Below are 23,381 nucleotides of genomic sequence, written 5' to 3'. Positions count from 1 at the left end.
AAAGTTTGGCTCAGCATTCCACGATATTGACGGCCAGTCCGCCGAGGCTGGTTTCCTTGTATTTCTCGTTCATGTCGAGGCCGGTCTGGCGCATGGTCTCGATCGCGGCATCGAGCGGCACGAAGTGAACGCCGTCGCCCTTGATGGCCAGCGAAGCAGCAGTCACCGCCTTGACGGCGCCGAGTGCGTTACGCTCGATGCAAGGCACCTGCACCAGCCCGCCGACCGGATCGCAGGTCATGCCGAGATGATGTTCAAGCGCGATCTCGGCGGCGTTCTCGACCTGCTCGGGCGTGCCGCCCATCACGGCGCACAGCCCCGCTGCCGCCATCGCCGAGGCCGAACCGACCTCGCCCTGGCAGCCGACTTCGGCGCCCGAGATCGAAGCGTTGGTCTTGATGATGCCGCCGATCGCTGCCGCGGTCAGCAGGAAATCGCGGATGCTTGGCTGGTCGGCCTCGGGATGGAAATGCAGCCAGTAGCGCAGCACCGCGGGCAGCGTGCCTGCAGCACCGTTGGTCGGCGCGGTGACGACGCGCCCGCCGGCGGCGTTCTCCTCATTCACCGCCATGGCATAGATCGACAGCCAGTCGTTGGCGAGCAGCGGATTGGGCCGGTTCTGCCGCCACTGCTCCTGCAGCTTGTCATGCAATTGCCGCGCGCGTCGGCGCACCTTCAGTCCGCCCGGCATGATGCCGTCCTGCGACAGGCCGCGTTCGATGCAGCTCTTCATGGCGCCCCAGATGCCGTCAAGGCCGGCGTCGAGTTCCTCGCGCGACATCTGCGTCTCTTCGTTGACGCGCTTCATGTCGGCGATTGAAAGGCCGCTTTTTGCAGCCATCGACAGCATCTCGACGGCGTTCTTGAAGGGGTATGGAACCTTCTTGCCTTCCGTCGTCACCGAGCCCTTCACCTTCATCCGCTGCAGCTCCTCCTCGGAAACCACGAAGCCGCCGCCGATCGAATAATAGATGCGTTTGAGCAGCAGGCGGTCGTCGGCATCATAGGCGAAAAAAGCCATGCCGTTGGCGTGACCGGGTAGCGGCGTTTTGCGGTCCAGCACCAGATCCGTGGCCGGGTCAAAGCGATAGGACGGATGGCCGGGCGGCGAAATCCGCTTGTCGGCGGCGATACGGTCGACGATGCTGTCCGCCTGATCGGGGTCCACCGTCTGCGGCGTCTGGCCGGCAAGCCCGAGCACGACGGCGCGATCGGAACCATGGCCGATGCCGGTATAGGCAAGCGAGCCGTGCAGGCTGGCGGCGATGCGGTCGACCTTGGCGCCGGCCGGGCGTGGCCAGTCATCTCCCGCGACCTCGTCGAGAAAACGCCGCGCAGCTGTCATCGGTCCCATCGTGTGCGAACTCGATGGTCCAATGCCGATCTTGAACAGGTCGAAAACCGAAAGGAACACGCGCCGCTGTCTCCTACTGGAATTTACATATAGGAATTCCTGTGATGTTTCCGCTCTTTCGAAGATCGCGGCGCTGCACCTGCCGACCTTGTTTGCTCCGGCAGCGACATCGTTGCGTTCCGCCATCGAAGCGGCGCCACCGCTTGTGGTAAAAGGGCCGCATGGGCGATTCCTTTCATTTGTCGACGGCCGACCTCGTGGCGCTGGCCTTCTTCCTTTTCATATGGGTGCTGCATACGCTCGCATCCGACGGGAAGCTGGTCAGCCGCATGTCGCTGACGACAGCGATGAACGTCCAGCGCGAAGCCTGGATGCGGACCATGGCCGAACGCGAGATCCGCATCGTCGACACCGCCATTATGGCAGGTCTTCAACAGGGAACCGCCTTCTTCGCCTCCAGTTCGCTGATTGCGATCGGCGGCTGTTTTGCCTTGGTCGGCGCCTCCGATCAGGTTGTTTCGATGCTGAGCGATCTGCCGCTCGGCGCGACATCATCCCGCTCCGCCTTTCAGATGAAGGTGTTCGGATTGGTGCTGATCCTTGCCTATTCCTTTTTCAAGTTCGGCTGGGCCTACCGGCTGTTCAACTACTGCTCGATCCTGATCGGAGCTGTGCCGATTCCGCATGGCGAGGCTTCACGTAACCCGGTTAGCGAGACGGCGGTATGGCGTGCGGCGCGCATGAACATGCTGGCCGGGAAACACTTCAATTCCGGCCTTCGCGGCGTGTTTTTCTCGATCGGTTATCTCGGCTGGTTCGTCGACCCAAAAGTGTTCGTGCTGTCGACGCTGCTTTTGGTGGCGGTCCTGGTGCGTCGCCAGTTCTTCTCGGCGGCGCGGCAAGCCGTGATCGGTCAGCCGCCCGAACCAACACCCGGTCCAGGGAAAAGCCGGTCGATGCGGCCCGACAACCAGTAGGCGACGAGCCCGATCCATTCGCGGACCGCCGTGCTGGCGGTTTGCAGCGAACCGAAGGGATCGTCGCGGAACAGGCCGATGCCTTCCTTGCCTAAGGTGCGGTAATCGACCGGCCAAGGAATGGTGGCAAAGCCGGCCTTGTCGAACAGTGCCTTGGCGCGCGGCATGTGGAAGGCCGACGTCACCAGCAGCCAGGTCTCGCCCGGTTTCGGGGTGACCAGTTCCCGGGTGAAGACGGCGTTCTCGTAGGTGTTACGGGATTTGTTCTCGAGGATCAGCCGATCGGCCGTCACACCAAGCGCGGCGAACAGACGCGGCGCCGTCTCTGCATCGCCCTCGCCTTCGCCGATCATTGCGATAGTGCCCCCTGAGATGACGACTTTAGCTGTCGGAAAATGCCGTGCCAGCACGGCAGCCGCGACCACCCGGTCTCCGCTGGCGTTCAGTTCATAGCCGCCACGCGCGAAATTGACGGCGCCCTCCATGCCGCCTCCGAGCACTACGATGCCATCGACCTTTTCCGGCAGCGGCGGGCGCGGAAAGCGCTCTTCCAGCGGGTTGAGCATCAGTGCGCCGAGCGAGGTCCAGGTCGAGAGGGCGAGGATAAGAAAGGCCAGCCCGCTGCCGGTGGCAAACAGCTTTCTGCGCCCAACCAAGGCAGCAAGCAACGCGACCAACAGCAGGATGATCGCCAGATTTAACGGCTGGACGAGGAGCCAAGACACCTTGGAAAGATAGTAGAACATTCCCTCACCCCTTCAGATGGGAGACGGCACTACCACCACTTTTCCGGCTGGAACCTACCCGCCGCCTGTTCGATGACATGGGCGGTCTGGAACAAGGTTTCCTCGTCGAAAGGCCGGCCGATGAGCTGCAGGCCGAGCGGCAGGCCCTTGGCGTCTAGCCCTGCGGGCACGGCGATACCCGGCAGTCCAGCCATGTTCACGGTCACCGTAAAGATGTCATTGAGGTACATCTTGACCGGGTCGGCGGCCATGTCCTCGTCGGCGATGCCAAAGGCCGCCGACGGCGTTGCCGGCGTCAGGATGACGTCGACGCCGGCGGCGAATGCGTTTTCGAAATTCCGCTTGATGAGATTCCGCACCTTCTGCGCCTGCAGATAGTAGGCGTCGTAGTAGCCTGCGGAGAGGACATAGGTGCCGATCATGATGCGGCGCTTGACCTCGCGGCCGAAGCCGGCGGCGCGGGTCTTCTCGTACATGTCGACAATGTCCTTGCCCGGCACGCGCAACCCATAGCGGACGCCGTCATAGCGGGCGAGGTTCGAAGAGGCTTCGGCGGGCGCGACGATGTAATAGGCCGGCAGCGCATATTTGGTATGCGGAAGAGAAATGTCGACGATCTCGGCGCCGGCATCTTTCAGCCAGGCAATGCCTTTCTGCCACAGCGCCTCGATCTCGTCGGGCATGCCGTCGACGCGGTATTCCTTGGGGATGCCGACCTTCATGCCCTTGATCGGCTTGCCGATCGCCGCCTCGTAATCCGGCACCGGCCGGTCGACCGAGGTGGTGTCCCTCGGATCGACCGAGGCCATCGATTTCAAGAGAATCGCGGCGTCGCGCACATCGCGGGCGATCGGTCCGGCCTGGTCAAGCGACGAAGCGAAGGCGACGATACCCCAGCGCGAGCAGCGGCCGTAGGTCGGCTTGATGCCGACCGTGCCGGTGAAGGCGGCGGGCTGGCGGATCGAACCGCCGGTGTCGGTGGCGGTGGCGCCGGCACATAGGAGCGCTGAAACGGCGGAGGCCGAGCCGCCTGACGAACCGCCCGGCACCAGCTGGGCGTTGTCCAGCGTGCGCGCGGTCCTGGTGCCGCCGGCCGAGACGAAACCGCCATCGCCCTGATGCGTGGTTGGCATCACCACCGTGTCGAGGCGCGAACGCCGCCACGGATTGACGACGGGGCCGTAGTGGGAGGTCTCGTTGGACGAGCCCATGGCGAACTCGTCCATGTTGAGCTTGCCGAGCATCACGGCGCCGTCGGCCCACAGATTGGCAGTGACAGTCGATTCGTAATGTGGCTTGAACCCATCCAGCACATGGCTGCAGGCCTGGGTGTGGATGCCTTCGGTGCCGAACAGGTCCTTGATCCCGAGCGGTATGCCTTCGAGCGTCCCGCCCTCGCCCTTCGCCAGCTTCGCGTCCGAGGCCTTGGCCATGTCGCGCGCCTTGTCGTCGGTAACGACGACATAGGCGTTGAGCGTCGGATTGGCCCGCTCGATCGCCTGGAGATAGGCTTCGGTGATCTCGGTTGCGGTGATTTCCTTGGCGCGCAGCTTGGTGCGGGCCTGCGAAATCGTCAGGTGGGTCAGGTCGCTCATCAGGCAAGGCTCTTTTCGTAAAACACCGACCACTCGGAATCGGGATAGTCCAGTACCGGGCCGCAGCGCGAAAATCCGGCGCCTTCATAGACGGTCCACGCTGCCGGATGGCGGTCGCCGGTTTCCAGCACCAAACGCTTCAGCCCTTCATTGCGCGCCAGCGCTTCGATCCGCTCGACGATCCTGGCGCCGATCTTCTGTCCACGATGCGAAGGCCGCGTGTACATGCGCTTGACCTCGCCGACGGTGCCATCGTGGCGCTTCAGCGCGCCGCAACCGACGGCAAGGCCGTTGTCGCGAGCGATGAAGACAGTTGTGTCGTTGTCGGCCATCTGTTCGACGGTCATGTGATAGCAGTGCTCCGGCGGCGTCAGTTCCAGCAGCGCGTCGTTGAGCTCCTTAACCAGCCCGCGCACATCGTCCTGCACCGGCGTTTCGATGGCGATCTCGATTGCCATCGGCCCGCTACTCCACCACCTTCGGAACGAGGAAGAAATTCTCTTCGGTGGCCGGTGCGTTGGCGACGATGTCGGCCGCCTTGCTGCCGTCGGTGACGACGTCCGGGCGCTTCTTCATCTCCATCGGAATCACCGAAGTCATCGGCTCGATGCCGGAGACATCGACCTCGTTCAATTGCTCGACAAAGCCCAGAATGGCGTTCAACTCGCCGGTCATGCGCTCGGCATCCTCCTCGCTCACCGCAATACGGGCGAGACGCGCGACGCGCTTCACAGTCTGAAGATCAACGGACATGGTTGTTTGTGCCTCTGGAAAACCAGTCCGCGCTATAGCGGCGCGGCGCGTGCCGCGCAACATGCATCGTGCTGAGAACCGGCCCAGAAGGTCTTTGGCAGGCCACGCTGTCGCAGCTGACATAGCTGCCGCCTTGGGCATCCTCTACAATGAAATCGTCCCACCGATCTCCGGCAACGCCACCTTCACGCCGGATCCCTCCAACCCTGCGACAAACTTGTCGGCGGTCTGGTCGATGATCGGGAACGTGCCGAAGTGACTTGGGATGACCGTCTCAAACTGAAAGAAGCGTCGGCAGGCAAGGGCTGCCACCGCGCCACCCATGGTGAAGCGGTCGCCAATCGGCACAATACCGATCTTCGGTTCATGCAATTCGTTGATCAGCGCCATGTCGGAAAAGATGTCGGTGTCGCCCATGTGATAGAGCGTCTTGTCTTCCGGAAAATGCAGGACGAGGCCGCCTGGATTGCCGAGATAGGTGTTCAGGCCATTGTCACCCGGGAACGACGATGAATGCAGCGCCTGGACGAAGGTGGTGGTGAAACCGCCGCAATCCACGGTGCCGCCGATATTGCCGGGATTGATCTTCTTGTCGCTGGCGCCCCTGCCGACCAGGTACATGCAGACCTCGAAATTGGCGACCAGCATAGCGCCGCTTTTCCCAAGCACTTCGAGCGCACCGCTGATGTGATCGCTATGGCCATGGGTCAAAAGAACATGCGTGACCCCTTCCGCCGGTCCTTCCCAGCCGCTCGTCCATGACGGATTGCCGATCAGATAGGGATCGATGAGGATTTTCGCGTCGGTGGTTTCGATGCGGAATGCGGAATGTCCGTACCAGGTCAGTTTCATGAATGCCTTCCTCGATTTTTGCTTCGCCAGAGGATAGAACGCCGGCAGTGAAATTAAAGTCCCACGGCGTATGGTCCAAGGAAGGCCGTTGAGCATCATCACCATCGAAGAGTTGCCGGCGCGGCTCAGCGGCGGCAAGACGCTGGCCGGGCTCGACCTCGGCGACAAGACCATCGGCGTGGCGGTTTCCGACAGGGGCTTTGCCTTCGCCCATCCGCGTCCGGTCATCATGCGCAGGAAATTCTCGCTGGATGCAGCTGTGCTGCTCGCCTTGCTGCAGAAAGAGAACGTCGGCGCCGTGGTGCTCGGCCTGCCGATCAACATGGACGGGTCGGAAGGCCCGCGCGCCCAGAAATCCCGCGCCTTCGCCCGCAACATGGCTGGTGTGACCGACCTGCCCTTCGTTTTGTGGGACGAGCGACTGTCGACGGTGGCGGCTGAGCGGACGTTGATCGAGATGGATTTTTCGCGCCGCAAACGCGCCGGCAAGATCGATTCGGCCGCGGCGGCCTTTATTCTGCAGGGCGTTCTCGACCGGCTTCAGGCGCTCGGCGTCGATGCCTGGCCGAAATAGCGGTCGCGCATTATCCTGATCCAGCCGCCGATCACCCGGCGGCGGCGGAACGCCCAAAATGCCATGAGCAGCAGACTGTCGAAGATGCAGGCCTTTGCCACCATGCCGGGAATGAGCGCCGGATCAATGCCGAGCATCTCCCCATAAAGCTGGAAGACGAGGTCATGCAATTGGCGGCTCAGCATGATATATCCGAAATTGATGTCGTTGAGCGACAGGAAAAACCAGCCCCAGAACAGGGCGAGCGGCGCCGCCCATAGCGCGAACAAGGTACGCATCAGCGGCCATCCCTCAAGTTCGTGTCCGGCCTCAAGTTCGTGTCCAGCCGGCCGGAAATGCGCGCGAGCGCCGAGTTGTGCGCCGCCGCCTTCGCCATCACATGCGCGGCGGCACGGATTTCACCCGTGCCCGGAACCGCTGCGGCAAGGGCCGACCGCCACTCTGCGAGCATGGCGACATAGGACGCCAGCAGCGCCGCCAGTTGCACCGCGACAACCATGAACAGCCCGCTGATGCCTTGCGCGGCGCCGCCGACGACAATCAGCGACAATACGCCGGAGGCGGAGATGAAGGCGACCCGCACGACGCTGTCGGTGGCGTCCGGATTTGTCGGATCGCTAAACAGAGTCTCGACAAAGGCCCAGCAGAACAGCACTGCTACGACCAGCAGCGCTACAGCAAGCGGTGCCACGACAACGGCGTTTTCGAGGTCGGCGAAGCGGGTGTTCTGGACGACGACGCCGAGCACGCCAAGCGCTGCCGCAACACCGCGATTCCCGTCGATGCAGAGGAACGCCAGCAGGGCGAAAACGACCGCCCAGTGCAAGGCCAGAAAGGAGCTCAATATATGCCGCATGGCGTTCCTGCTTCCGTAAACAGGACAGTGGGCCTTGCGGCTTGCGACCGCAATGGAAACCATTTGTTAAGGTTAACGGGCGTCCGCAGGAGCACGACAGCGCCGGTCGTGGCGCTTTACATGCCGGCAATGCCTGCTATGGCACAGTCTCCCTCCGAGACGCTTCCATGCAGGCCACGTTCGAAAGCATCCTGCCGATCTTCCTGCTTATCCTGTGCGGGAATATTCTTCGACGCGTCGACGTGATCGATCCGGCCGGCTGGCACGGCATCGACCAGTTGGGCTACTGGTTCTTTTATCCGACACTGATTCTCGTGACGATCGTAAACGCCGATTTCACCGGTCTGCAGCTGGATGCCATGATGCTGGCGCTGGCGATCACCGTGCCGCTGATGTTTGTGTTCGTGCTGTCATTGTGGCCGTTTCTGCGCAAGGCCGGTCTTGCCGGAGCGGCCGAATTCTCGTCGATTTTCCAAACGTCCATCCGCTGGAACGGTTTCATGGCGCTGGCCATTGCCCAGAAACTGTTTCCGCCCGCCGGCATGGCTGTCGTCGCGCTGGTGATGGCGATCATCATCCTGCCGATCAATCTTGTGACGGTTTTCGTGGTTACACGCTTCGCCGACAGGACGGCCAACTGGCCGACACTGATCCGCCGCATGGCGACCAATCCAATGGTGATCGCGGCTGCCGGCGGTCTTCTGCTGCGCGCGCTGCCCTTCGAACTTTTTGCGCCAGTCAACAAGACGCTTCAGCTGATCGGCCAGGCCGCGCTTGGGCTTGGCCTCGTCGGCATTGGTGCGGGCCTGAGGCTCGACAGCCTGGTCAAGCCCAGGATCGCTATCCTCGTCCCGGTTGCGGTCAAGCTGGTGGTGTTTCCGGCGCTGCTGCTGGCCGTTTCGCTCCTGCTTGGCGTCACCGGCGAGGAATTGCTGTTTCTCATCCTGTGCGGCGCCGTGCCGACCGCCATGAACGGTTATGTGCTGGCCAAGCAGATGGGCGGCGACGCCGAGCTTTACGCTACGGTTACGACGCTGCAGACGCTTGCTTCCTTCGCGACCATCCCGGTTGTACTGCTGTTGGCGGCTCAGTTCGTCGGCGGATAGAGCGTGTCGATGATCATGCGCGCGTCATGGCGCGAATCGAGCATGCCATAGGTGGTGCGCCACTGGCCGGCGAGGCGCGTCTCGACGAAGGCGTCGGCGATCCGCCCTGCCCCCAGCCTGCGAAGCTCCGCCGCAGCCGCCGACAGCGCCAGTTGCTCGGTGAGCAGGCGGGCCGAGCCCTCGTCGGTTGCCGCGACCTGCATTGCCGCCTTGAGTACACCGACGGTGCCGCGTCCGCCGGCGCCGAGATCGCGATCGATGCCGGCCAGCACCTCCTCGAACAGGCCGGGTGCACGCCCCAGCACGCGCAGCACGTCGAGCGCCATGACGTTGCCGGATCCCTCCCAGATCGCGTTGACCGGAGCTTCGCGATAGTAGCGGGCGAGCGGCGCCTCCTCGACATAGCCATTGCCGCCGAGGCACTCCATCGCTTCGTAGAGCAGCGGTGGTGCGATCTTGCAGACCCAGTACTTTACGACCGGCGTCATGGCGCGAGCGAAGGCCGCCTCGCCGCGGTCGCCGGCCGCTTCGTCGAAGGAGCGCGCCAGCCGGAACGACAGCGCGGTGGCCGCGGCGACGTCGAGCGCCATGTCGGCCAGCACGCGCTGCATCAGCGGCTGCTCGATCAGATTGGTTCCAAACACCTGGCGGTGACGGGTGTGGTGGACGGCCTCGGCCAGGCCGGCACGCATGATCGCCGAAGAGGCGATCGCGCAGTCGAGCCGGGTCAGCGTCACCATGTCCATGATCGTTTTCACGCCCGCCCCGGGCTCGCCGACCATCTCGCCGATGGCGTTGACGAACTCCACTTCGGACGAGGCGTTGGAGCGGTTGCCGAGCTTGTCCTTCAGCCGCTGGAAGCGGAAGCCGTTGCCCGAACCATCGCCGAGAATGCGGGGAACGAGAAAGCACGAAAGTCCTTCCGGCGCCTGTCCAAGCACTAGGAACGCATCCGACATCGGCGCTGACATGAACCATTTATGGCCGGTCAGCCGATAGAAGCTGCTCCCGGCCCGCTCGGCCCTGGTGATGTTGGCGCGGACATCGGTGCCGCCCTGCTTCTCGGTCATGCCCATGCCGAGCGTCAGCCCGGTCTTTTCGACCGGCGGCTTTTGGCCCTGGTCGTATTTGCGTGTCGTCACCCGCGGCGCCCATTCGCGAAACAGTTTCGGGCTTGCCATCAGCGCTGCCAGCGATGCGCTGGTCATGGTGATGGGACAGAGATGCCCGGTTTCGAGCTCGGCCGTCAAGTAGAAACGCGCGGCGCGCACCTGATGACGGCGGCCGATCTCGGCATCGCCATTTTCCCAGACCGACGAATGCAGCCCGTTTGCCACCGACCGGCGCATCAGTGCGTGATAGGCTGGATGAAACTCGACCAGATCGATGCGCCGGCCCTGCCGGTCATGGGTCCTGAGCTTCGGCGTCTCGACATTGGCCAGGCGAGCCAGTTCCTGCGCCTCCTGCGTCAGCACGAAACGGCCAAGCCCATCGAGATCTTTGCGCACCGGATCGGAAAAACGCTCGGCAAGCTGGATCAGCAACGGATCGCCCCGCCAGGCGTTGCCGCCTGCCAGCGGCGGCGGCTGGTTCGTCACGTCGTCGGTCACGCACTGTCCTTATCATCACAAGGCCACGAATCCGAAGCCAGTAGCGGTTTATAGCCCAAGCCGCGCAACGCGCGCGACGAAAATACCGGGGAGAAAGACCGCAATCCAAAGCTGGTGCTTGCAGCCAAAGGTCCTCCACCCTATAGCAGCGCCTTGAGATGACCGACGCTTCGTCCCTGCCACTCTATCCTCACCGCCATCTTCTGGGCATCCGCGATCTTTCCCCCGCCGACATCGAGCTTTTGCTGGACAAGGCGGACCGGGCGGTCGCGATCTCGCGGCAGTCGGAGAAGAAGACCACGACGCTGCGCGGCCGCACCCAGATCAACCTCTTTTACGAAGCCTCGACCCGCACGCAGTCGTCGTTCGAGCTGGCCGGAAAACGGCTAGGCGCCGACGTCATGAACATGTCGGTGGCGAGCTCTTCGGTGAAGAAGGGCGAGACGCTGATCGACACGGCGATGACGCTGAACGCCATGCGCCCGGACATATTGATCATCCGCCACCAGTCGGCGGGTGCCGCCGCACTGCTGGCGCAAAAGGTCGGCTGCTCGGTGATCAATGCCGGCGACGGCGCCCATGAGCACCCGACGCAGGCGCTGCTCGACGCGCTGACGATCCGCCGCGCCAGGGGCCCGCTGTCGAAGCTGATCGTGGCGATCTGTGGCGACATCCTGCATTCGCGCGTGGCGCGTTCCAACATCATGCTGCTCAACGCGCTCGGCGCCCAGGTCCGCGTCGTGGCGCCGTCGACGCTTCTGCCCGCCGGCATCGAGAAAATGGGCGTGATCGTCACCCGTTCGATGGCCGAAGGGCTCAAGGACGCGGATGTGGTGATGATGCTGCGGCTGCAGCGCGAGCGCATGGAAGGCGCCTTCGTGCCTTCAGTGCGCGAATATTTCCATTATTTCGGGCTGGATGCCGAGAAGCTGAAAGCGGCCAAGGACGGCGCGCTGGTCATGCATCCCGGCCCGATGAACCGCGGCGTCGAGATCGCCTCGGAAATCGCCGACGGGCCGCAGAGCGTCATCCAGGAACAGGTGGAGATGGGTGTTGCCGTGCGCATGGCGGTGATGGAAGCGCTGCTCGACCCCCGCCGCAACCGCGAAGTTGCCCGATGAGCACAACGGTCTTCAGCCGGGCCCGCATCATCGATCCGTCGCGCGGCATTGACGAGGTCGGCACCGTCATTGTCGAGGGCCGCAAGATCGTCGCTGCCGGCAAGTCGGCCTTGAACCAGGGCGCTCCGCAAGATGCTACCGTCATCGACTGCGCCGGCAAAGCAATCATCCCGGGCCTGATCGATGCGCGCGTCTTCATCGGCGAGCCGGGCGGCGAGCACCGCGAAACCATCGCTTCGGCCAGCTTGGCGGCGGCGGCCGGGGGCGTCACTTCCATCGTCATGATGCCCGACACCGACCCGGTGATCGACAATGTCGCGCTGGTCGAATTCGTGCTGCGCACTGCCAAGGATACGGCCATCGTCAACATCTTTCCGGCGGCGGCGATCACCAAGGGCCTCGAGGGCCGCGAGATGACCGAATTCGGCCTGCTGCGCGAAGCCGGCGCGGTCGCCTTCACCGACGGGCGGCACACCATATCAAGCGCACTGGTGATGCGCCGCGCGCTGACCTATGCGCGCGATTTCGGCGGCGTGATCGCGCATGAAACCCAAGACGCCGACCTCGCCTCATCAGGCGTCATGAACGAAGGCCTCTATGCCAGCTGGCTCGGCCTCGCCGGCATTCCGCGCGAGGCCGAGTCCATTCCGCTGGAGCGTGACCTTGCGCTGGCGCGGCTGACCGGCGGCGCCTATCACGCGGCCAAGATCTCGACGGCCATGGCGGCAAACGCGGTTACGCGGGCGAAAGCCGACGGCGCGAATGTCACATCAGGCGTGTCGATCCACAATCTGTCGCTCAACGAGAACGATGTCGGCGAATACCGCACCTTCTTCCGGCTGACGCCGCCGCTGCGCGCCGAGGAAGACCGGCTGGCGATGATCGAGGCGGTCAAGGACGGCACCATCGACATCATAGTCTCCTCGCACGATCCGCAGGACGTCGACACCAAGCGCCTGCCTTTCGCCGACGCCGCGGCCGGCGCCATCGGGCTGGAAACGCTGCTGGGTGCGGCGCTGCGGCTTTATCACAATGGCGACGTGACGCTGCTTAGATTGGTCGAGACCTTGTCCACCGCGCCAGCAAGACTGCTCGGCCTGCCCGGCGGCACGCTGAAGCCAGGCGCGATCGCCGATCTTGCGCTGGTCGATCTCGACGAGCCATGGATCGTCAGCGAAAGCGGTATCCGTTCGCGCTCGAAAAACACCTGTTTCGAAGGCGCGCGGCTGCAGGGCAAGGTCTTGCAAACGATGATGGCGGGCCGCACAGTGTTTTCAGCCTAATGCATGTCGCGCAAAAGTGTGCAGCGGTTTTGCGATAACGACATGCATAAAACAGTAACCTAAAGCGCGTCGCTGAGGCCGGTCAAACGCGACGCGCATTAGGGCATATCTGGGGGAACAATGGCTTACGGCATCGTCTTGGCGCTAGTGTTCGGCTATCTGCTCGGCTCAATCCCGTTCGGGCTCCTGATCACCCGTGCCGCCGGTCTTGGCGACGTCCGCAATATCGGCTCCGGCAATATCGGCGCCACCAATGTGCTGCGCACCGGCAACAAGGGCCTGGCCGCCGCCACGCTGCTGCTCGACGCGCTGAAAGGCACGGCGGCCGTGCTGATCGCCGGTCGCTTTGCACCGGAGCTCGGGCCCTGGGCCGGCCTCGGCGCCTTTTTCGGCCATCTCTTTCCGGTCTGGCTCGGTTTCAAGGGCGGCAAGGGGGTCGCCACCTATCTCGGCGTGCTGATTGCATTGGCCTGGCAGGTGGCACTGATCTTCGCCGTCGTCTGGCTGGCCGTCGCTTTCTTGTTCCGCTATTCCTCGCTGGCGGCACTGACGGCAGCAGTCGTCGTGCCTATCGCGCTCTATGGCCTCAGCACGCCTGAGATTGCCGGGCTGTTCGCGCTGATGAGCCTGATCGTCATCATAAAACACCGCGCCAACATCACGCGGCTGCTGGCCGGCACCGAGGGCAAGATCGGAGCCAGGGAGTGAGCCAGCGCGCCGCCGGGCCGCGGCTCAGCGACCGGCAGCGGTTGAGCTGGCTTCGTTTGATCCGCACGCCGAATGTCGGCCCGGCCACCTTTCGCGACCTGATCAACCGTTTCGGCTCGGCCGAGACGGCGCTCGAGATGCTGCCCGAGCTGATGATTTCGGGAGGCGCCAGAAAGATCGTCCGCATCCCGTCGATTGCGGAGGCCGAGGCGGAAGTGGAGACAGCCCGGCGCGCCGGCGCCCGCTTCGTCGGCATCGGCGAAGCCGACTATCCACCGCTGATGAAAAGCATGGACCATCCGCCGCCGCTGCTCGCGGTCAAAGGCGAAGGCGCGGTGTTTCGGCTGCCGGCAGTCGCCATCGTCGGCGCCCGCAACGCCTCGCTGGCCGGCATCAAGATGGCGCGAACGCTCGCCGCCGAACTCGGCCGCGACGGCTACGGCATCGTCTCCGGTCTGGCGCGCGGCATCGACACGGCAGCACATCAGGGCAGCCTTGCGACCGGCACGATCGGCGTGCTGGCCGGCGGCCTCGACCTGCCCTACCCGCCCGAGAATGCCGAACTCTGTAACGAGATTGCCGAGCGCGGCGGCGCCATCATTTCAGAGATGCCGTTCGGATGGCAGCCGCGCGCCCAGGATTTTCCGCGCCGCAACCGCCTCGTCGCGGGTGCTGCATTGGGGCTGGTCGTGATCGAGGCGGCGCAACGCTCCGGCTCGCTGATCAGCGCCAGGCTTGCCGGCGAGATGGGCCGGCTGGTCTTCGCCGTCCCCGGCTCGCCGCTCGATCCGCGCGCCGCCGGCACCAACGCCTTGCTCAAGGACGGCGCCACCCTGGTCACCGAAGCATCGGACATTACCGGTGCGATTGCGCCGCTGGTCGGCGCACTGGCACCAAGGACGCCACCGCTCGAAGAGCCCCCCGACTTTTCGGCAACACCGCCGCCCGGCGAAGACGACCGCGCCCGCGTTATCGAAGCGCTCGGCCCAACGCCGGTGGCGGTCGACGAAATCATCCGCCACACTGGCCTGCATCCCGCCCAAGTTTTCATGGTGTTACTGGAACTCGACCTCGCCGGCCGGCTGGAGCGTCACGCCGGCGGCAATGTCTCGCTGATTTGATCAAGGTTTCCGGATGTCTCAGCGCACGATTCTTGTGGGAACCTGCCCCGATGCTCGCCTCATCCGGCTATTTGCCGTGTCACAGCTTCTGACTACGCTCCATCGGACCGGCCTAAATAATTGAATTTTTTATATGAAACAATGGTGAGCGCGCAGGGATTCGAACCCTGGACCTACTGATTAAAAGTCAGTTGCTCTACCGGCTGAGCTACGCGCTCCCGCGGGCTCAGAATGCCGCCCTCGAAATTGCGCGGAACATAGGGAGAGTGTCTCGACCGGTCAACCGGAAAAAGAGGCCTCGCCACCCGGACTTTTCGCGGTCTCGTGACGCCTCGCAAACCGCTTCGGCAGGGCCGGAGCGGCTGTCCCGCACAAAACCGAGACGCGTTACAAATCAGCAGCTTGCTATTTTTCGCGGAACAATTGCGCAACCTGCCCGTTTTTGTCGCTACAAGGGACGACGCTTTCAAGGAGAAGATCATGAACAGGATCATGTCGGGCTTGCTGGCGACCGCGCTGTCAGCGTCATTCGCTGTAGCGGAAATCGTGCCCGTCAACGCCCAGCCCATTTACGTGCCGCTAGGTCAGAACGTCTCGTCGGATGTCCAGACCGTCGACCACAGGCGTTGGAGGCGTTTCGACGGCGATCGCGATTTTTCACGCCGCGATTTCTCCCGCCGCGATTTCTCGCGCCGCGATTTTCGTCGCAGTTTCTCGCGTGACGACGGCAGGTATTGGCGCGGCCATCGCGGTTATCGCAGTTGGCGTCGCGGCTATCGCCGTCACGGCGACTACTGGTTCCCGCTGGCTGCCTTCGCCACTGGCGCGCTGATCACCGGCGCGATCATCAACAACCAGTACCGCCCCGTCTATCGAGGCGGTTCACACGTGGAGTGGTGCTACAGCCGCTACAGATCCTACCGGGCGTATGACAACACGTATCAGCCTTACTACGGCCCCCGCCGGCAGTGCATCTCGCCCTATTGATACGCCGGGCAGAGTTGAACGAAGATGGTTGAAGAGCCTGCGCCGGCACCGGCGCAGGCTTTTTGGTGCGCGAATCTAAATCGTGCTCAGCGTCCTGCGCACGGCGTCGCGCCAGCCGGCGAGTTTTGCGGAACGGACCGAAACATTCATATCCGGCTGAAACCGCCGTTCGAGCGCCCAGCTCTTGGCGAATTCCCTTGTCTTCGGCCAGACACCCGCCTTCGAGCCGGCCAGCCATGCCGCGCCAAGCGCCGTCGTCTCCAGGATGGTCGGACGGTCGACCGGCGCATCGAGGATGTCGGCCAGCCGCTGCAAGGTCCAGTTCGACGCCACCATCCCGCCATCGACCCTGAGAACGGTCTTCGCTGACGAGCCCTTCCAGTCCTTGCGCATCGCGTCGAGCAGGTCACGCGTCTGGAAGGCCACGGATTCCAATGCGGCACGGGCAAATTCGGCCGGGCCCGAATTCCGGGTCAGCCCGAAGATGGCGCCGCGCGCCTCGGCGTCCCAATGCGGCGCGCCAAGCCCAACGAAAGCCGGCACTAGATACACCTCTTGAGTCGGGTCGGCGCTCGCCGCCAGCACGCCGCTCTGCTCGGCCTTGCCGATCACCTTGATGCCGTCGCGCAGCCATTGCACGGCCGCACCAGCGATGAAGATCGAGCCTTCCAGCGCATAAGTGGTCTTGCCGTTCAGCCTGTAGGCAATGGTCGTCAACAACCGGTTCTTCGAGCGCACCAGATCGCTGCCGGTGTTGAGCAGCGCGAAGCAGCCGGTGCCATAGGTGGACTTCATCATGCCCGGCTCGAAACAGGCCTGGCCGATGGTCGCCGCATGCTGGTCGCCAGCCACGCCGAGGATTCTTATCTCTGCGCCGAACAGGCTTTTGTCTGTGGTTCCATAGTCGTCAGCGCAATCCTTCACCTGCGGCAGCATTTTTCCCGGTATGCCGAGAATGGCCAGAAGCTCGTCGTCCCAGGCATTCTTTTCGATGTTGTAGACCAGCGTTCGCGAGGCATTGGTGGCATCGGTAGCGTGAACCTTGCCGCCGGTCAGCCGCCAGATCAGAAAGCTGTCGATAGTGCCGGCCAGCAATTCGCCCTTGGCGGCGCGTTTCCTCGCGCCCTTCACCTTGTCCAGCATCCAGGCGATCTTGGTGCCGGAGAAATAGGGATCGAGCAGCAGGCCGGTCTTTCTGGTGAACTTCTTCTCCAGCCCCTGCTTCTTCAATTTCTGGCACAGCGGCGCGGTGCGGCGGTCTTGCCAGACAATCGCGTTATGGATCGGCTTGCCGGTCGCCCTGTCCCAGATGACGACGGTCTCGCGCTGGTTGGTAATGCCGATCGCCGCGACATCCGACGCATCGCGGCCGGCGCTGTTCATCGCAGCCTTCACCGTCGCCACGACACTCGACCAGATTTCCTCCGGATCGTGCTCGACCCAGCCGGAAGCCGGATAATGCTGGGTAAATTCTTTCTGCCCGCTGCCTACGACCTTCATTTCGGGATCGAACAAGATCGCCCGGCTCGATGTCGTTCCCTGGTCAATTGCAAGGATAAAGCCACTCATTCTCACTCCCTCAGCCCCACTCCCTTGGCGCAAACAGGGGAGACGGCACGATGCCGCCTCCCCCGATTGTAGCGATGCGGGCGCGAACGCCCGGATCGATGCTTAATTGCTCCAGCTCTTGACCAGTTCGTCGTAGTTGATGGTCTGCGGCTTGTCCTTCTCCGGCTCGATCTTCAGCTGCGGCGCGAGGTCGCCCTTGGCGACGGCGTCGGCGTTCCACTCTTCGAGCGTCTTTTCCTCGGCGAGCTTCGGTCCGATATCGCCCTGGATGCCGGCGCGCTCGAGGCGCTCAAGCACCTTTTCCTGCTCGGCACAGAGCGAGTCCATCGCCTCCTGGGCGGTTTTGGCGCCCGACGAAGCATCGCCGATCGCCTGCCACCAGAGCTGCGCCAGCTTCGGATAGTCGGGCACGTTGGTACCGGTCGGGGTCCACTGAACGCGGGCCGGCGAGCGGTAGAACTCGATGAGGCCGCCGAGCTTCGGCGCGCGCTCGGTAAAGCTCGGATGCTGGAGCGTCGATTCGCGGATGAAGGTCAGGCCGACATGGCTTTTCTTCACGTCCACGGTCTTGGAGGTGACGAACTGCGCATAAAGCCAGGCGGCCTTGGCGCGGTCGTCCGGGGTCGACTTCATCAGCGTCCACGAACCGGCGTCCTGATAGCCGAGCTTCATCCCGTCCTTCCAATAAACGCCATGCGGGCTCGGTGCCATGCGCCATTTCGGCGTGCCGTCGTCGTTCAGCACCGGACCGGGCTTGACCATGTCGGCGGTGAAGGCGGTGTACCAGAAGATCTGCTGGGCGATCGCCCCCTGCGCAGGAACAGGGCCTGATTCGGAGAAAGTCATGCCCTGCGCTTCCGGCGGCGCGTAGGCCTTCAGCCACTCCAGGTATTTTTCGATGGAATAGACGCCGGCCGGCCCGTTGGTATCGCCGCCGCGCGTCACGCAGGAGCCGACCGGCTGCGACTTCTCGTTGACCTTGATGCCCCACTCATCGACCGGACGCCCGTTCGGAATACCCTTATCGCCATTGCCTGCCATCGACAGCCAGGCGTCGGTGAAGCGCCAGCCGAGCGACGGGTCCTTCTTGCCGTAGTCCATGTGGCCATAGACCTTCTTGCCGTCGATCTCGCGGCCGGTGAAGAAGGCGGCGATGTCCTCATAGGCCGACCAGTTGACGGGAACGCCGAGATCGTAGCCGTACTTCGCCTTGAAATCGGCCTTGTTCTTCTCGTCATTGAACCAGTCGTAACGGAACCAGTAGAGGTTGGCGAACTGCTGGTCGGGAAGCTGGTAGAGCTTGCCGTCCGGCGCCGTGGTGAACGACTTACCGATGAAATCGTCAATGTCGATGTTCGGGTTGGTGACATCCTTGCCTTCATTGGCCATCCAATCTGTCAGGCTGCGCGCCTGCTGGTAACGCCAGTGCGTGCCGATCAGGTCGGAGTCATTGATATACGCGTCGTAGATGTTTTCGCCCGACTGCATCTGCGTCTGCAGCTTTTCGACGACGTCGCCTTCACCGATCAGATCATGGGTGATCTTGATGCCGGTGATGTCGGTAAACGCCTTGGCCAGTGTCTTGGACTCGTATTCGTGGGTGGTGATGGTTTCCGAAACCACCTTGATGTCCATGCCGACGAAAGGTTTCGCGGCATCGATGAACCACTGCATCTCTGCTTCCTGGCCGGCGCGGTCGAGCGTCGACTGGTCCTTGATCTCGGCGTCGAGAAACGCCTTGGCTTCGTCCATTCCGGCATAGGCCTGACCCACTCCGAGGAGCAGGACCAGGGCGGTCGTTGACGTCAGAAATTGCCTTCGCATGTGTTTCCTCCACTGTTCAGTTCTAAGTGCTATGTGGAGCAGCCGCCGGCACGCGGCCGCTCCAGCAGTTTCCCCCTCTATACGTATCGGAACACGCCGATGGCGTAGACCACGGAGAGAGCGAGAGCCCACCACAGGTTGGGTCCGACAAGACCCAGCCAAGCGAGATGGATAAAGGCGCTGCCAAGCAGCGATAGGAAGAGACGATCGCCGCGCGTTGTCTCAAAGCGTAAAAGGCCGATGCGCGGATTGCCGCCCGGCGAGGCATATTCCCAGACCGCCATGCCGCAGAGCAGCAGGAAGATGGTGCCGAAGAAGGCGGCGGTCGGCCAGGTCCAGGCCATCCAGGAGAAGCTCATAATCACACCCTCCCCAGGGCAAAGCCCTTGGCGATGTAGTTGCGCACGAACCAGATGACGAGCGCGCCCGGTATGATGGTGAGCACGCCGGCTGCGGCCAGTACGCCCCAGTCGAGGCCCGAGGCCGAAACCGTACGCGTCATGATCGCCGCGATCGGTTTTGCGGCGGTCGTGGTCAGCGTCCGCGCGATCAGCAGTTCCACCCATGAGAACATGAAGCAGAAGAAGCAGGCCACCCCTACACCGCTCGCGATCAGCGGCATGAATATCCTGAGGAAGAAGCGCGGGAAGGAATAGCCGTCGATATAGGCGGTCTCGTCGATTTCCTTTGGCACGCCCGACATGAAGCCTTCGAGGATCCAGACCGCAAGCGGCACGTTGAACAGGCAGTGCGCGAGCGCCACGGCGATGTGCGTGTCGATCAGGCCGAAAGCCGAATAGAGCTGGAAGAACGGCAGCGCGAACACCGCCGGAGGCGCCATGCGGTTGGTGAGCAGCCAGAAGAACAGGTGCTTGTCGCCGAGAAAACGGTAGCGCGAGAAGGCATATGCTGCCGGAAGCGCCACGGCGACCGAAATCACCGTGTTCATAACCACATAGATGATGGAGTTGATGTAGCCCCTGTACCAGGACGGATCATTGAAAATGACCGCGTAGTTAGCAAGCGTCGGGTTTCTCGGCCAAAGCGAGAAGGCGCCGAGAATCTCCTGGTTGGTCTTGAAGCTCATGTTGACCAGCCAGTAGATCGGCAACATCAGGAAGATGATGTAGATCGTTGGCACCAGCCACCAGAACCGTGACTCCTCACCCCGCCGCCGCATCTTGCGTGCCAGCGTGGCGTTCGCCGTCTGCACTTCCGCTGTAGCGGGGGTTTGCCGCATCAGCGTTCGTTCGTTGGCCGTGGTTTCGTCGAGGTGTGCCATTTCACCGCTCCGCGTCGTAGGCTGTCATGACGGTGTAGAACACCCAGGACAGGAGCATGATAATCAGGAAATAGACGATTGACATGGCCGCCGCCTCACCGAGGTTGAACTCTCCGATGGCCAGCTTCACCAGGTCGATCGACAAGAAAGTGGTGGTGTTGCCGGGCCCGCCGCCGGTGACGACGAACGGCTCGGTGTAGATCATGAAACTGTCCATGAAGCGCAGCAGAACCGCGATCAGCAGCACACGGTTCATCTTGGGCAACTGGATATAGCGGAAGATCGCCCAGCGCGACGCCCCGTCGATCTTCGCCGCCTGGTAATAGGCGTCGGGGATCGAGACCAACCCTGCGTAGCAGAGCAGGACCACCAGGCTCGTCCAGTGCCAGACGTCCATGACGATGACGGTGACCCAGGCGTCGAACGGGTCGTTGACGTAGTTGTAGTCGAAGCCGAGCGACCGCAGCGAATATCCGAGTAGACCGATGTCGACGCGGCCGAACACCTGCCAGATCGTGCCGACGACGTTCCACGGGATGAGCAGCGGCAACGCCATCAGCACCAGGCAGACCGGAACGCCCCAGCCCTTCTTCGGCATGTTGAGCGCAATGAAGATGCCGAGCGGAATCTCGATGATGAGGATGATGGCCGAGAACACCAGGTTGCGGCCCATCGCTTCCCAAAAACGGTCGGAATGCAGGATTTCTTCGAACCATTCCGAGCCCGCCCAGAAGAAGACGTTGTTGCCGAAAGTGTCTTGCACCGAATAATTCACGACCGTCATCAGCGGGATGATCGCCGAGAAAGCCACCAGCAAGAGCACCGGCAGCACCATGAACCAAGCCTTGTTGTTCCAGGTCCTTTCCATGCTCAGCCTCCGATCTCGACGCGCCAGGAATCGGCATAGATGTTGATGCCGGCCGGGTCGAAAGCGATCTTCGGATCGGCGGGAATGTCCTCGTCCTCGCCGACGATCGCCGCTATGTCGCGGCCTTCGAAACTGGCGCGCACCACCTTGTGGCGGCCGATATCCTCGACCTTCCGGATTGAAACCGGCATGCCGCTAGCGCCAAGCCTGACATATTCGGGGCGGATGCCGAGTTCGATCACGCCTGAGGTTCCAGCCTTTGGCGCGCCAGGCAATTGGATTGTCTGGCTGCCGAGCCGCGCATTCCTGCCTTCGACCGCGACCGGCATGACGTTCATGCCCGGCGAGCCGATGAAATAGCCGACGAATGTGTGCTTGGGACGCTCGAACAGCTCGGCTGGAGAGCCGATCTGCACGATTTCGCCCTCATACATGACGACGACGTTTTCGGCGAAGGTGAGCGCCTCGGTCTGGTCGTGCGTGACATAGACCATGGTGAAACCGAAGCGCCTGTGCAGCTGCTTCAACTGCGAGCGCAGCACCCACTTCATGTGCGGGTCGATTACGGTCAGCGGTTCGTCGAACAGGATCGCGTTGACATCGGAGCGCACCAGCCCGCGTCCGAGCGAGATCTTCTGCTTCTGGTCGGCGGTCAGCCCCCTCGCCTTTCTCTTAGCCATATCGGCCAACCCCGTCATTTCCAGCGTTTCGCGCACCTTGCGGTCGACGTCGGGTTCTGGAACGCCGCGGTTGCGCAGCGGGAAGGCCAGATTATCGTAGACGGTCATGGTGTCGTAGATGACCGGGAACTGGAACACCTGCGCGATGTTGCGCTCCTGCGTCGACAGATTGGTCACGTCCTTGCCGTCGAACAGAAGCTCGCCATGCGAGGGGTACAACAGGCCGGAAATGATGTTGAGCAGCGTGGTCTTGCCGCAGCCCGACGGCCCCAGCAGCGCATAGGCGCCGCCATCCTCGAAGGCGTGATGCACCTCCTTCAGCGCATAGTCCTTGTCCGACTTCGGATGCGGCCCGTACGCGTGGCGGATGTGGTTGCAGTCGATGCGCGCCATGTGCCCTCCTCCCTCAAGCCGCCAGCATCTGTGGCGGCGCGGCCGAGCGGCCGTTCACGTCGAACACCATGATGTGCCGCGGGTCGATGAACACCTCGATGGTCTGGTCCGGTTCGAACACCAGGATGCCGTGCTCCAGCATCACCCAGCGGACGTCGGCGAAATCGAGATGCACAAAGCTTTCAGAACCGGTGATTTCGGTGACCGACACCTTGGCTCTCACCGGAACCGCCGACGGGCTCGGCCGAGCAAGAGAGAGATGGTGAGGCTGGAAGCCGATCGTGTAGCTCGTATCGGCAATACCGGCGAGTTCAGCCGGCACCGGGAGGTTCACCCCACCATCAAGAAGGAAGCTCGAACCGCTCTTCTTCAGCACGATCGTGTTGAGCGGCGGATCGGCGAATGTCTTGGCCGTGACGAGGTCGTTCGGCCTGCGGAAGACGTCGATCGTCGGGCCGAACTGAGTGATGCGCCCTTCGGAAAGCGTCGCCGTGTTGCCGCCGAGCAGCAAGGCTTCGTGCGGCTCCGTAGTGGCGTAGACGAAAATGGTGCCGGTCGCCGCGAAGATTTTCGGCAATTCAGCGCGCAGCTCCTCGCGCAGCTTGTAGTCGAGGTTGGCGAGCGGCTCATCGAGCAGCACGAGGCTGGCGTTCTTGACGATAGCGCGCGCCAGCGCGGTGCGCTGCTGCTGGCCACCGGAGAGGCTGAGCGGCGTGCGGTCGAGATAGGGCGTCAGCTTGAGAAGGGCTGCCGCACTGCGCACCTCCTTGTCGATCTTTGCCCGCTCGGTTCCGGCCACCCTCAGCGGCGAGGCGATGTTCTCGTAGACGGTCATCGCCGGATAATTGATGAACTGCTGGTAGACCATGGCGACGTTGCGCTTCTGCACCGGGATGCCGGTGACATCCTTGCCATCGAACCAGACCGAGCCGGATGTCGGCACATCAAGGCCGGCCATCAGCCGCATCAGGCTGGTCTTGCCGGAAAGCGTCGGCCCGAGAAGGACATTGAGCGAGCCGTGCTGAAGCGTCAGCGACACGTCGCGTATATGCTCCGTCGCCCCGACCGTCTTCGTCACGTTTCTCAGTTCCAGCATGATGCCTCCTCCCGGGCTTTCTGCAT

Annotated in this window: 24 protein-coding genes and 1 tRNA gene; 8 read left to right on the top strand and 17 right to left on the bottom strand. The window is 62.9% G+C overall.

Translation table 11 applies throughout. The annotated features are described in order from the left end of the window. Positions 1 to 10: 10 nt before the first annotated feature. Positions 11 to 1,414 carry an L-serine ammonia-lyase gene (locus tag ACWUKX_RS22890; RefSeq protein WP_456009131.1) on the bottom strand — a complete coding sequence of 468 codons (1,404 nt, stop codon included), beginning with the start codon at positions 1,412 to 1,414 and terminating at the stop codon, positions 11 to 13. Between the two features lie 161 nt (positions 1,415 to 1,575). On the opposite strand from ACWUKX_RS22890, the gene ACWUKX_RS22885 reads away from it, so the two are divergent. Then, positions 1,576 to 2,331 (top strand): DUF599 domain-containing protein, encoded by a 756-nt coding sequence (locus ACWUKX_RS22885; protein ID WP_456009129.1) that lies wholly within the window; start codon positions 1,576 to 1,578, stop codon positions 2,329 to 2,331. Here the strand turns inward: ACWUKX_RS22885 and ACWUKX_RS22880 are convergent. From ACWUKX_RS22880 to ACWUKX_RS22860, 5 genes are all read right to left on the bottom strand, one after another. Continuing rightward, positions 2,268 to 3,077, bottom strand: coding sequence for a YdcF family protein (locus ACWUKX_RS22880; protein WP_287339058.1), 810 nt, complete (start codon positions 3,075 to 3,077; stop codon positions 2,268 to 2,270). The two genes, ACWUKX_RS22885 and ACWUKX_RS22880, sit on opposite strands and share 64 nt — an antisense overlap. A 29-nt stretch (positions 3,078 to 3,106) precedes the next feature. Beyond that, positions 3,107 to 4,672, bottom strand: a complete 1,566-nt coding sequence (locus ACWUKX_RS22875) for an amidase (protein ID WP_456009127.1) — start codon at positions 4,670 to 4,672, stop codon at positions 3,107 to 3,109. Further along, the gene (locus tag ACWUKX_RS22870) at positions 4,672 to 5,130 is read right to left on the bottom strand and encodes a GNAT family N-acetyltransferase (protein WP_455840432.1); all 459 of its coding nucleotides are present in this window, start codon (positions 5,128 to 5,130) and stop codon (positions 4,672 to 4,674) included. The genes ACWUKX_RS22875 and ACWUKX_RS22870 overlap by 1 nt, the downstream gene beginning before the upstream one ends. Positions 5,131 to 5,137: 7 nt before the next feature. After that, positions 5,138 to 5,425, bottom strand: a complete 288-nt coding sequence (gene gatC / locus ACWUKX_RS22865; RefSeq protein ID WP_029352817.1) for an Asp-tRNA(Asn)/Glu-tRNA(Gln) amidotransferase subunit GatC — start codon at positions 5,423 to 5,425, stop codon at positions 5,138 to 5,140. Positions 5,426 to 5,569: 144 nt separating this feature from the next. Next, positions 5,570 to 6,277, bottom strand: coding sequence for a metal-dependent hydrolase (locus ACWUKX_RS22860; protein WP_456009126.1), 708 nt, complete (start codon positions 6,275 to 6,277; stop codon positions 5,570 to 5,572). An 88-nt stretch (positions 6,278 to 6,365) separates the two neighbouring features. Between ACWUKX_RS22860 and ruvX the strand changes: the two genes are divergently transcribed. Next, the gene (gene ruvX, locus ACWUKX_RS22855) at positions 6,366 to 6,851 is read left to right on the top strand and encodes a Holliday junction resolvase RuvX (RefSeq protein WP_029352820.1); all 486 of its coding nucleotides are present in this window, start codon (positions 6,366 to 6,368) and stop codon (positions 6,849 to 6,851) included. On the opposite strand, the gene ACWUKX_RS22850 is transcribed toward ruvX, so the two are convergent. Continuing rightward, positions 6,818 to 7,129, bottom strand: coding sequence for a DUF6105 family protein (locus ACWUKX_RS22850; RefSeq protein WP_456009124.1), 312 nt, complete (start codon positions 7,127 to 7,129; stop codon positions 6,818 to 6,820). The genes ruvX and ACWUKX_RS22850 overlap by 34 nt on opposite strands. Then, complete coding sequence (locus ACWUKX_RS22845; protein ID WP_456009122.1) at positions 7,129 to 7,707, bottom strand: hypothetical protein; 579 nt, start codon at positions 7,705 to 7,707, stop codon at positions 7,129 to 7,131. The genes ACWUKX_RS22850 and ACWUKX_RS22845 overlap by 1 nt, the downstream gene beginning before the upstream one ends. A 167-nt stretch (positions 7,708 to 7,874) precedes the next feature. On the opposite strand from ACWUKX_RS22845, the gene ACWUKX_RS22840 reads away from it, so the two are divergent. Further along, positions 7,875 to 8,813 carry an AEC family transporter gene (locus tag ACWUKX_RS22840; protein ID WP_456009121.1) on the top strand — a complete coding sequence of 313 codons (939 nt, stop codon included), beginning with the start codon at positions 7,875 to 7,877 and terminating at the stop codon, positions 8,811 to 8,813. On the opposite strand, the gene ACWUKX_RS22835 is transcribed toward ACWUKX_RS22840, so the two are convergent. Further along, the gene (locus tag ACWUKX_RS22835) at positions 8,795 to 10,423 is read right to left on the bottom strand and encodes a DNA alkylation response protein (protein ID WP_456009120.1); all 1,629 of its coding nucleotides are present in this window, start codon (positions 10,421 to 10,423) and stop codon (positions 8,795 to 8,797) included. The genes ACWUKX_RS22840 and ACWUKX_RS22835 overlap by 19 nt on opposite strands. Before the next feature lie 158 nt (positions 10,424 to 10,581). Between ACWUKX_RS22835 and ACWUKX_RS22830 the strand changes: the two genes are divergently transcribed. From ACWUKX_RS22830 to dprA, 4 genes are all read left to right on the top strand, one after another. Beyond that, positions 10,582 to 11,544 carry an aspartate carbamoyltransferase catalytic subunit gene (locus ACWUKX_RS22830; protein WP_456009119.1) on the top strand — a complete coding sequence of 321 codons (963 nt, stop codon included), beginning with the start codon at positions 10,582 to 10,584 and terminating at the stop codon, positions 11,542 to 11,544. Beyond that, entirely contained in the window at positions 11,541 to 12,827 is a 1,287-nt protein-coding gene (locus tag ACWUKX_RS22825) for a dihydroorotase (RefSeq protein ID WP_455847722.1), read from the top strand. Before ACWUKX_RS22830 ends, ACWUKX_RS22825 begins: the two co-directional genes overlap by 4 nt. Before the next feature lie 120 nt (positions 12,828 to 12,947). After that, entirely contained in the window at positions 12,948 to 13,535 is a 588-nt protein-coding gene (plsY, locus tag ACWUKX_RS22820) for a glycerol-3-phosphate 1-O-acyltransferase PlsY (protein WP_456009118.1), read from the top strand. Then, a complete protein-coding gene (dprA, locus tag ACWUKX_RS22815; RefSeq protein ID WP_456009117.1) occupies positions 13,532 to 14,656 on the top strand; it encodes a DNA-processing protein DprA in 1,125 nt (374 codons plus the stop codon). Before plsY ends, dprA begins: the two co-directional genes overlap by 4 nt. Positions 14,657 to 14,798: 142 nt before the next feature. On the opposite strand, the gene ACWUKX_RS22810 is transcribed toward dprA, so the two are convergent. Next, positions 14,799 to 14,874 (bottom strand) — tRNA-Lys (locus tag ACWUKX_RS22810). 262 nt (positions 14,875 to 15,136) lie between these two features. On the opposite strand from ACWUKX_RS22810, the gene ACWUKX_RS22805 reads away from it, so the two are divergent. Then, positions 15,137 to 15,643 (top strand): BA14K family protein, encoded by a 507-nt coding sequence (locus ACWUKX_RS22805; protein ID WP_456009116.1) that lies wholly within the window; start codon positions 15,137 to 15,139, stop codon positions 15,641 to 15,643. 75 nt (positions 15,644 to 15,718) lie between these two features. On the opposite strand, the gene glpK is transcribed toward ACWUKX_RS22805, so the two are convergent. The 7 genes from glpK to ACWUKX_RS22770 all read right to left on the bottom strand — a co-directional run bounded on the left by glpK (position 15,719) and on the right by ACWUKX_RS22770 (position 23,355). Further along, positions 15,719 to 17,212: a glycerol kinase GlpK gene (glpK, locus tag ACWUKX_RS22800; protein WP_456009115.1), complete on the bottom strand. Its 1,494-nt coding sequence runs from the start codon at positions 17,210 to 17,212 to the stop codon at positions 15,719 to 15,721. A gap of 102 nt (positions 17,213 to 17,314) precedes the next feature. Then, complete coding sequence (locus ACWUKX_RS22795) at positions 17,315 to 19,036, bottom strand: ABC transporter substrate-binding protein (RefSeq protein WP_456009113.1); 1,722 nt, start codon at positions 19,034 to 19,036, stop codon at positions 17,315 to 17,317. 77 nt (positions 19,037 to 19,113) lie between these two features. Further along, positions 19,114 to 19,395, bottom strand: a complete 282-nt coding sequence (locus tag ACWUKX_RS22790) for a DUF2160 domain-containing protein (protein ID WP_456009111.1) — start codon at positions 19,393 to 19,395, stop codon at positions 19,114 to 19,116. A gap of 2 nt (positions 19,396 to 19,397) precedes the next feature. After that, positions 19,398 to 20,276, bottom strand: a complete 879-nt coding sequence (locus tag ACWUKX_RS22785; RefSeq protein ID WP_456009187.1) for a carbohydrate ABC transporter permease — start codon at positions 20,274 to 20,276, stop codon at positions 19,398 to 19,400. Between the two features lie 43 nt (positions 20,277 to 20,319). Next, positions 20,320 to 21,186, bottom strand: a complete 867-nt coding sequence (locus ACWUKX_RS22780) for a carbohydrate ABC transporter permease (RefSeq protein WP_287339069.1) — start codon at positions 21,184 to 21,186, stop codon at positions 20,320 to 20,322. A gap of 2 nt (positions 21,187 to 21,188) precedes the next feature. Then, positions 21,189 to 22,259, bottom strand: coding sequence for an ABC transporter ATP-binding protein (locus ACWUKX_RS22775; RefSeq protein ID WP_456009110.1), 1,071 nt, complete (start codon positions 22,257 to 22,259; stop codon positions 21,189 to 21,191). Positions 22,260 to 22,272: 13 nt separating this feature from the next. After that, positions 22,273 to 23,355, bottom strand: coding sequence for an ABC transporter ATP-binding protein (locus ACWUKX_RS22770; RefSeq protein ID WP_456009109.1), 1,083 nt, complete (start codon positions 23,353 to 23,355; stop codon positions 22,273 to 22,275). Between the last annotated feature and the right edge of the window lie 26 nt (positions 23,356 to 23,381).

Source organism: Mesorhizobium sp. f-mel, from assembly GCF_053850215.1.
Note: the sequence above shows the minus strand (reverse complement) of the source record. Positions and strands in the feature narration are given on the sequence as shown.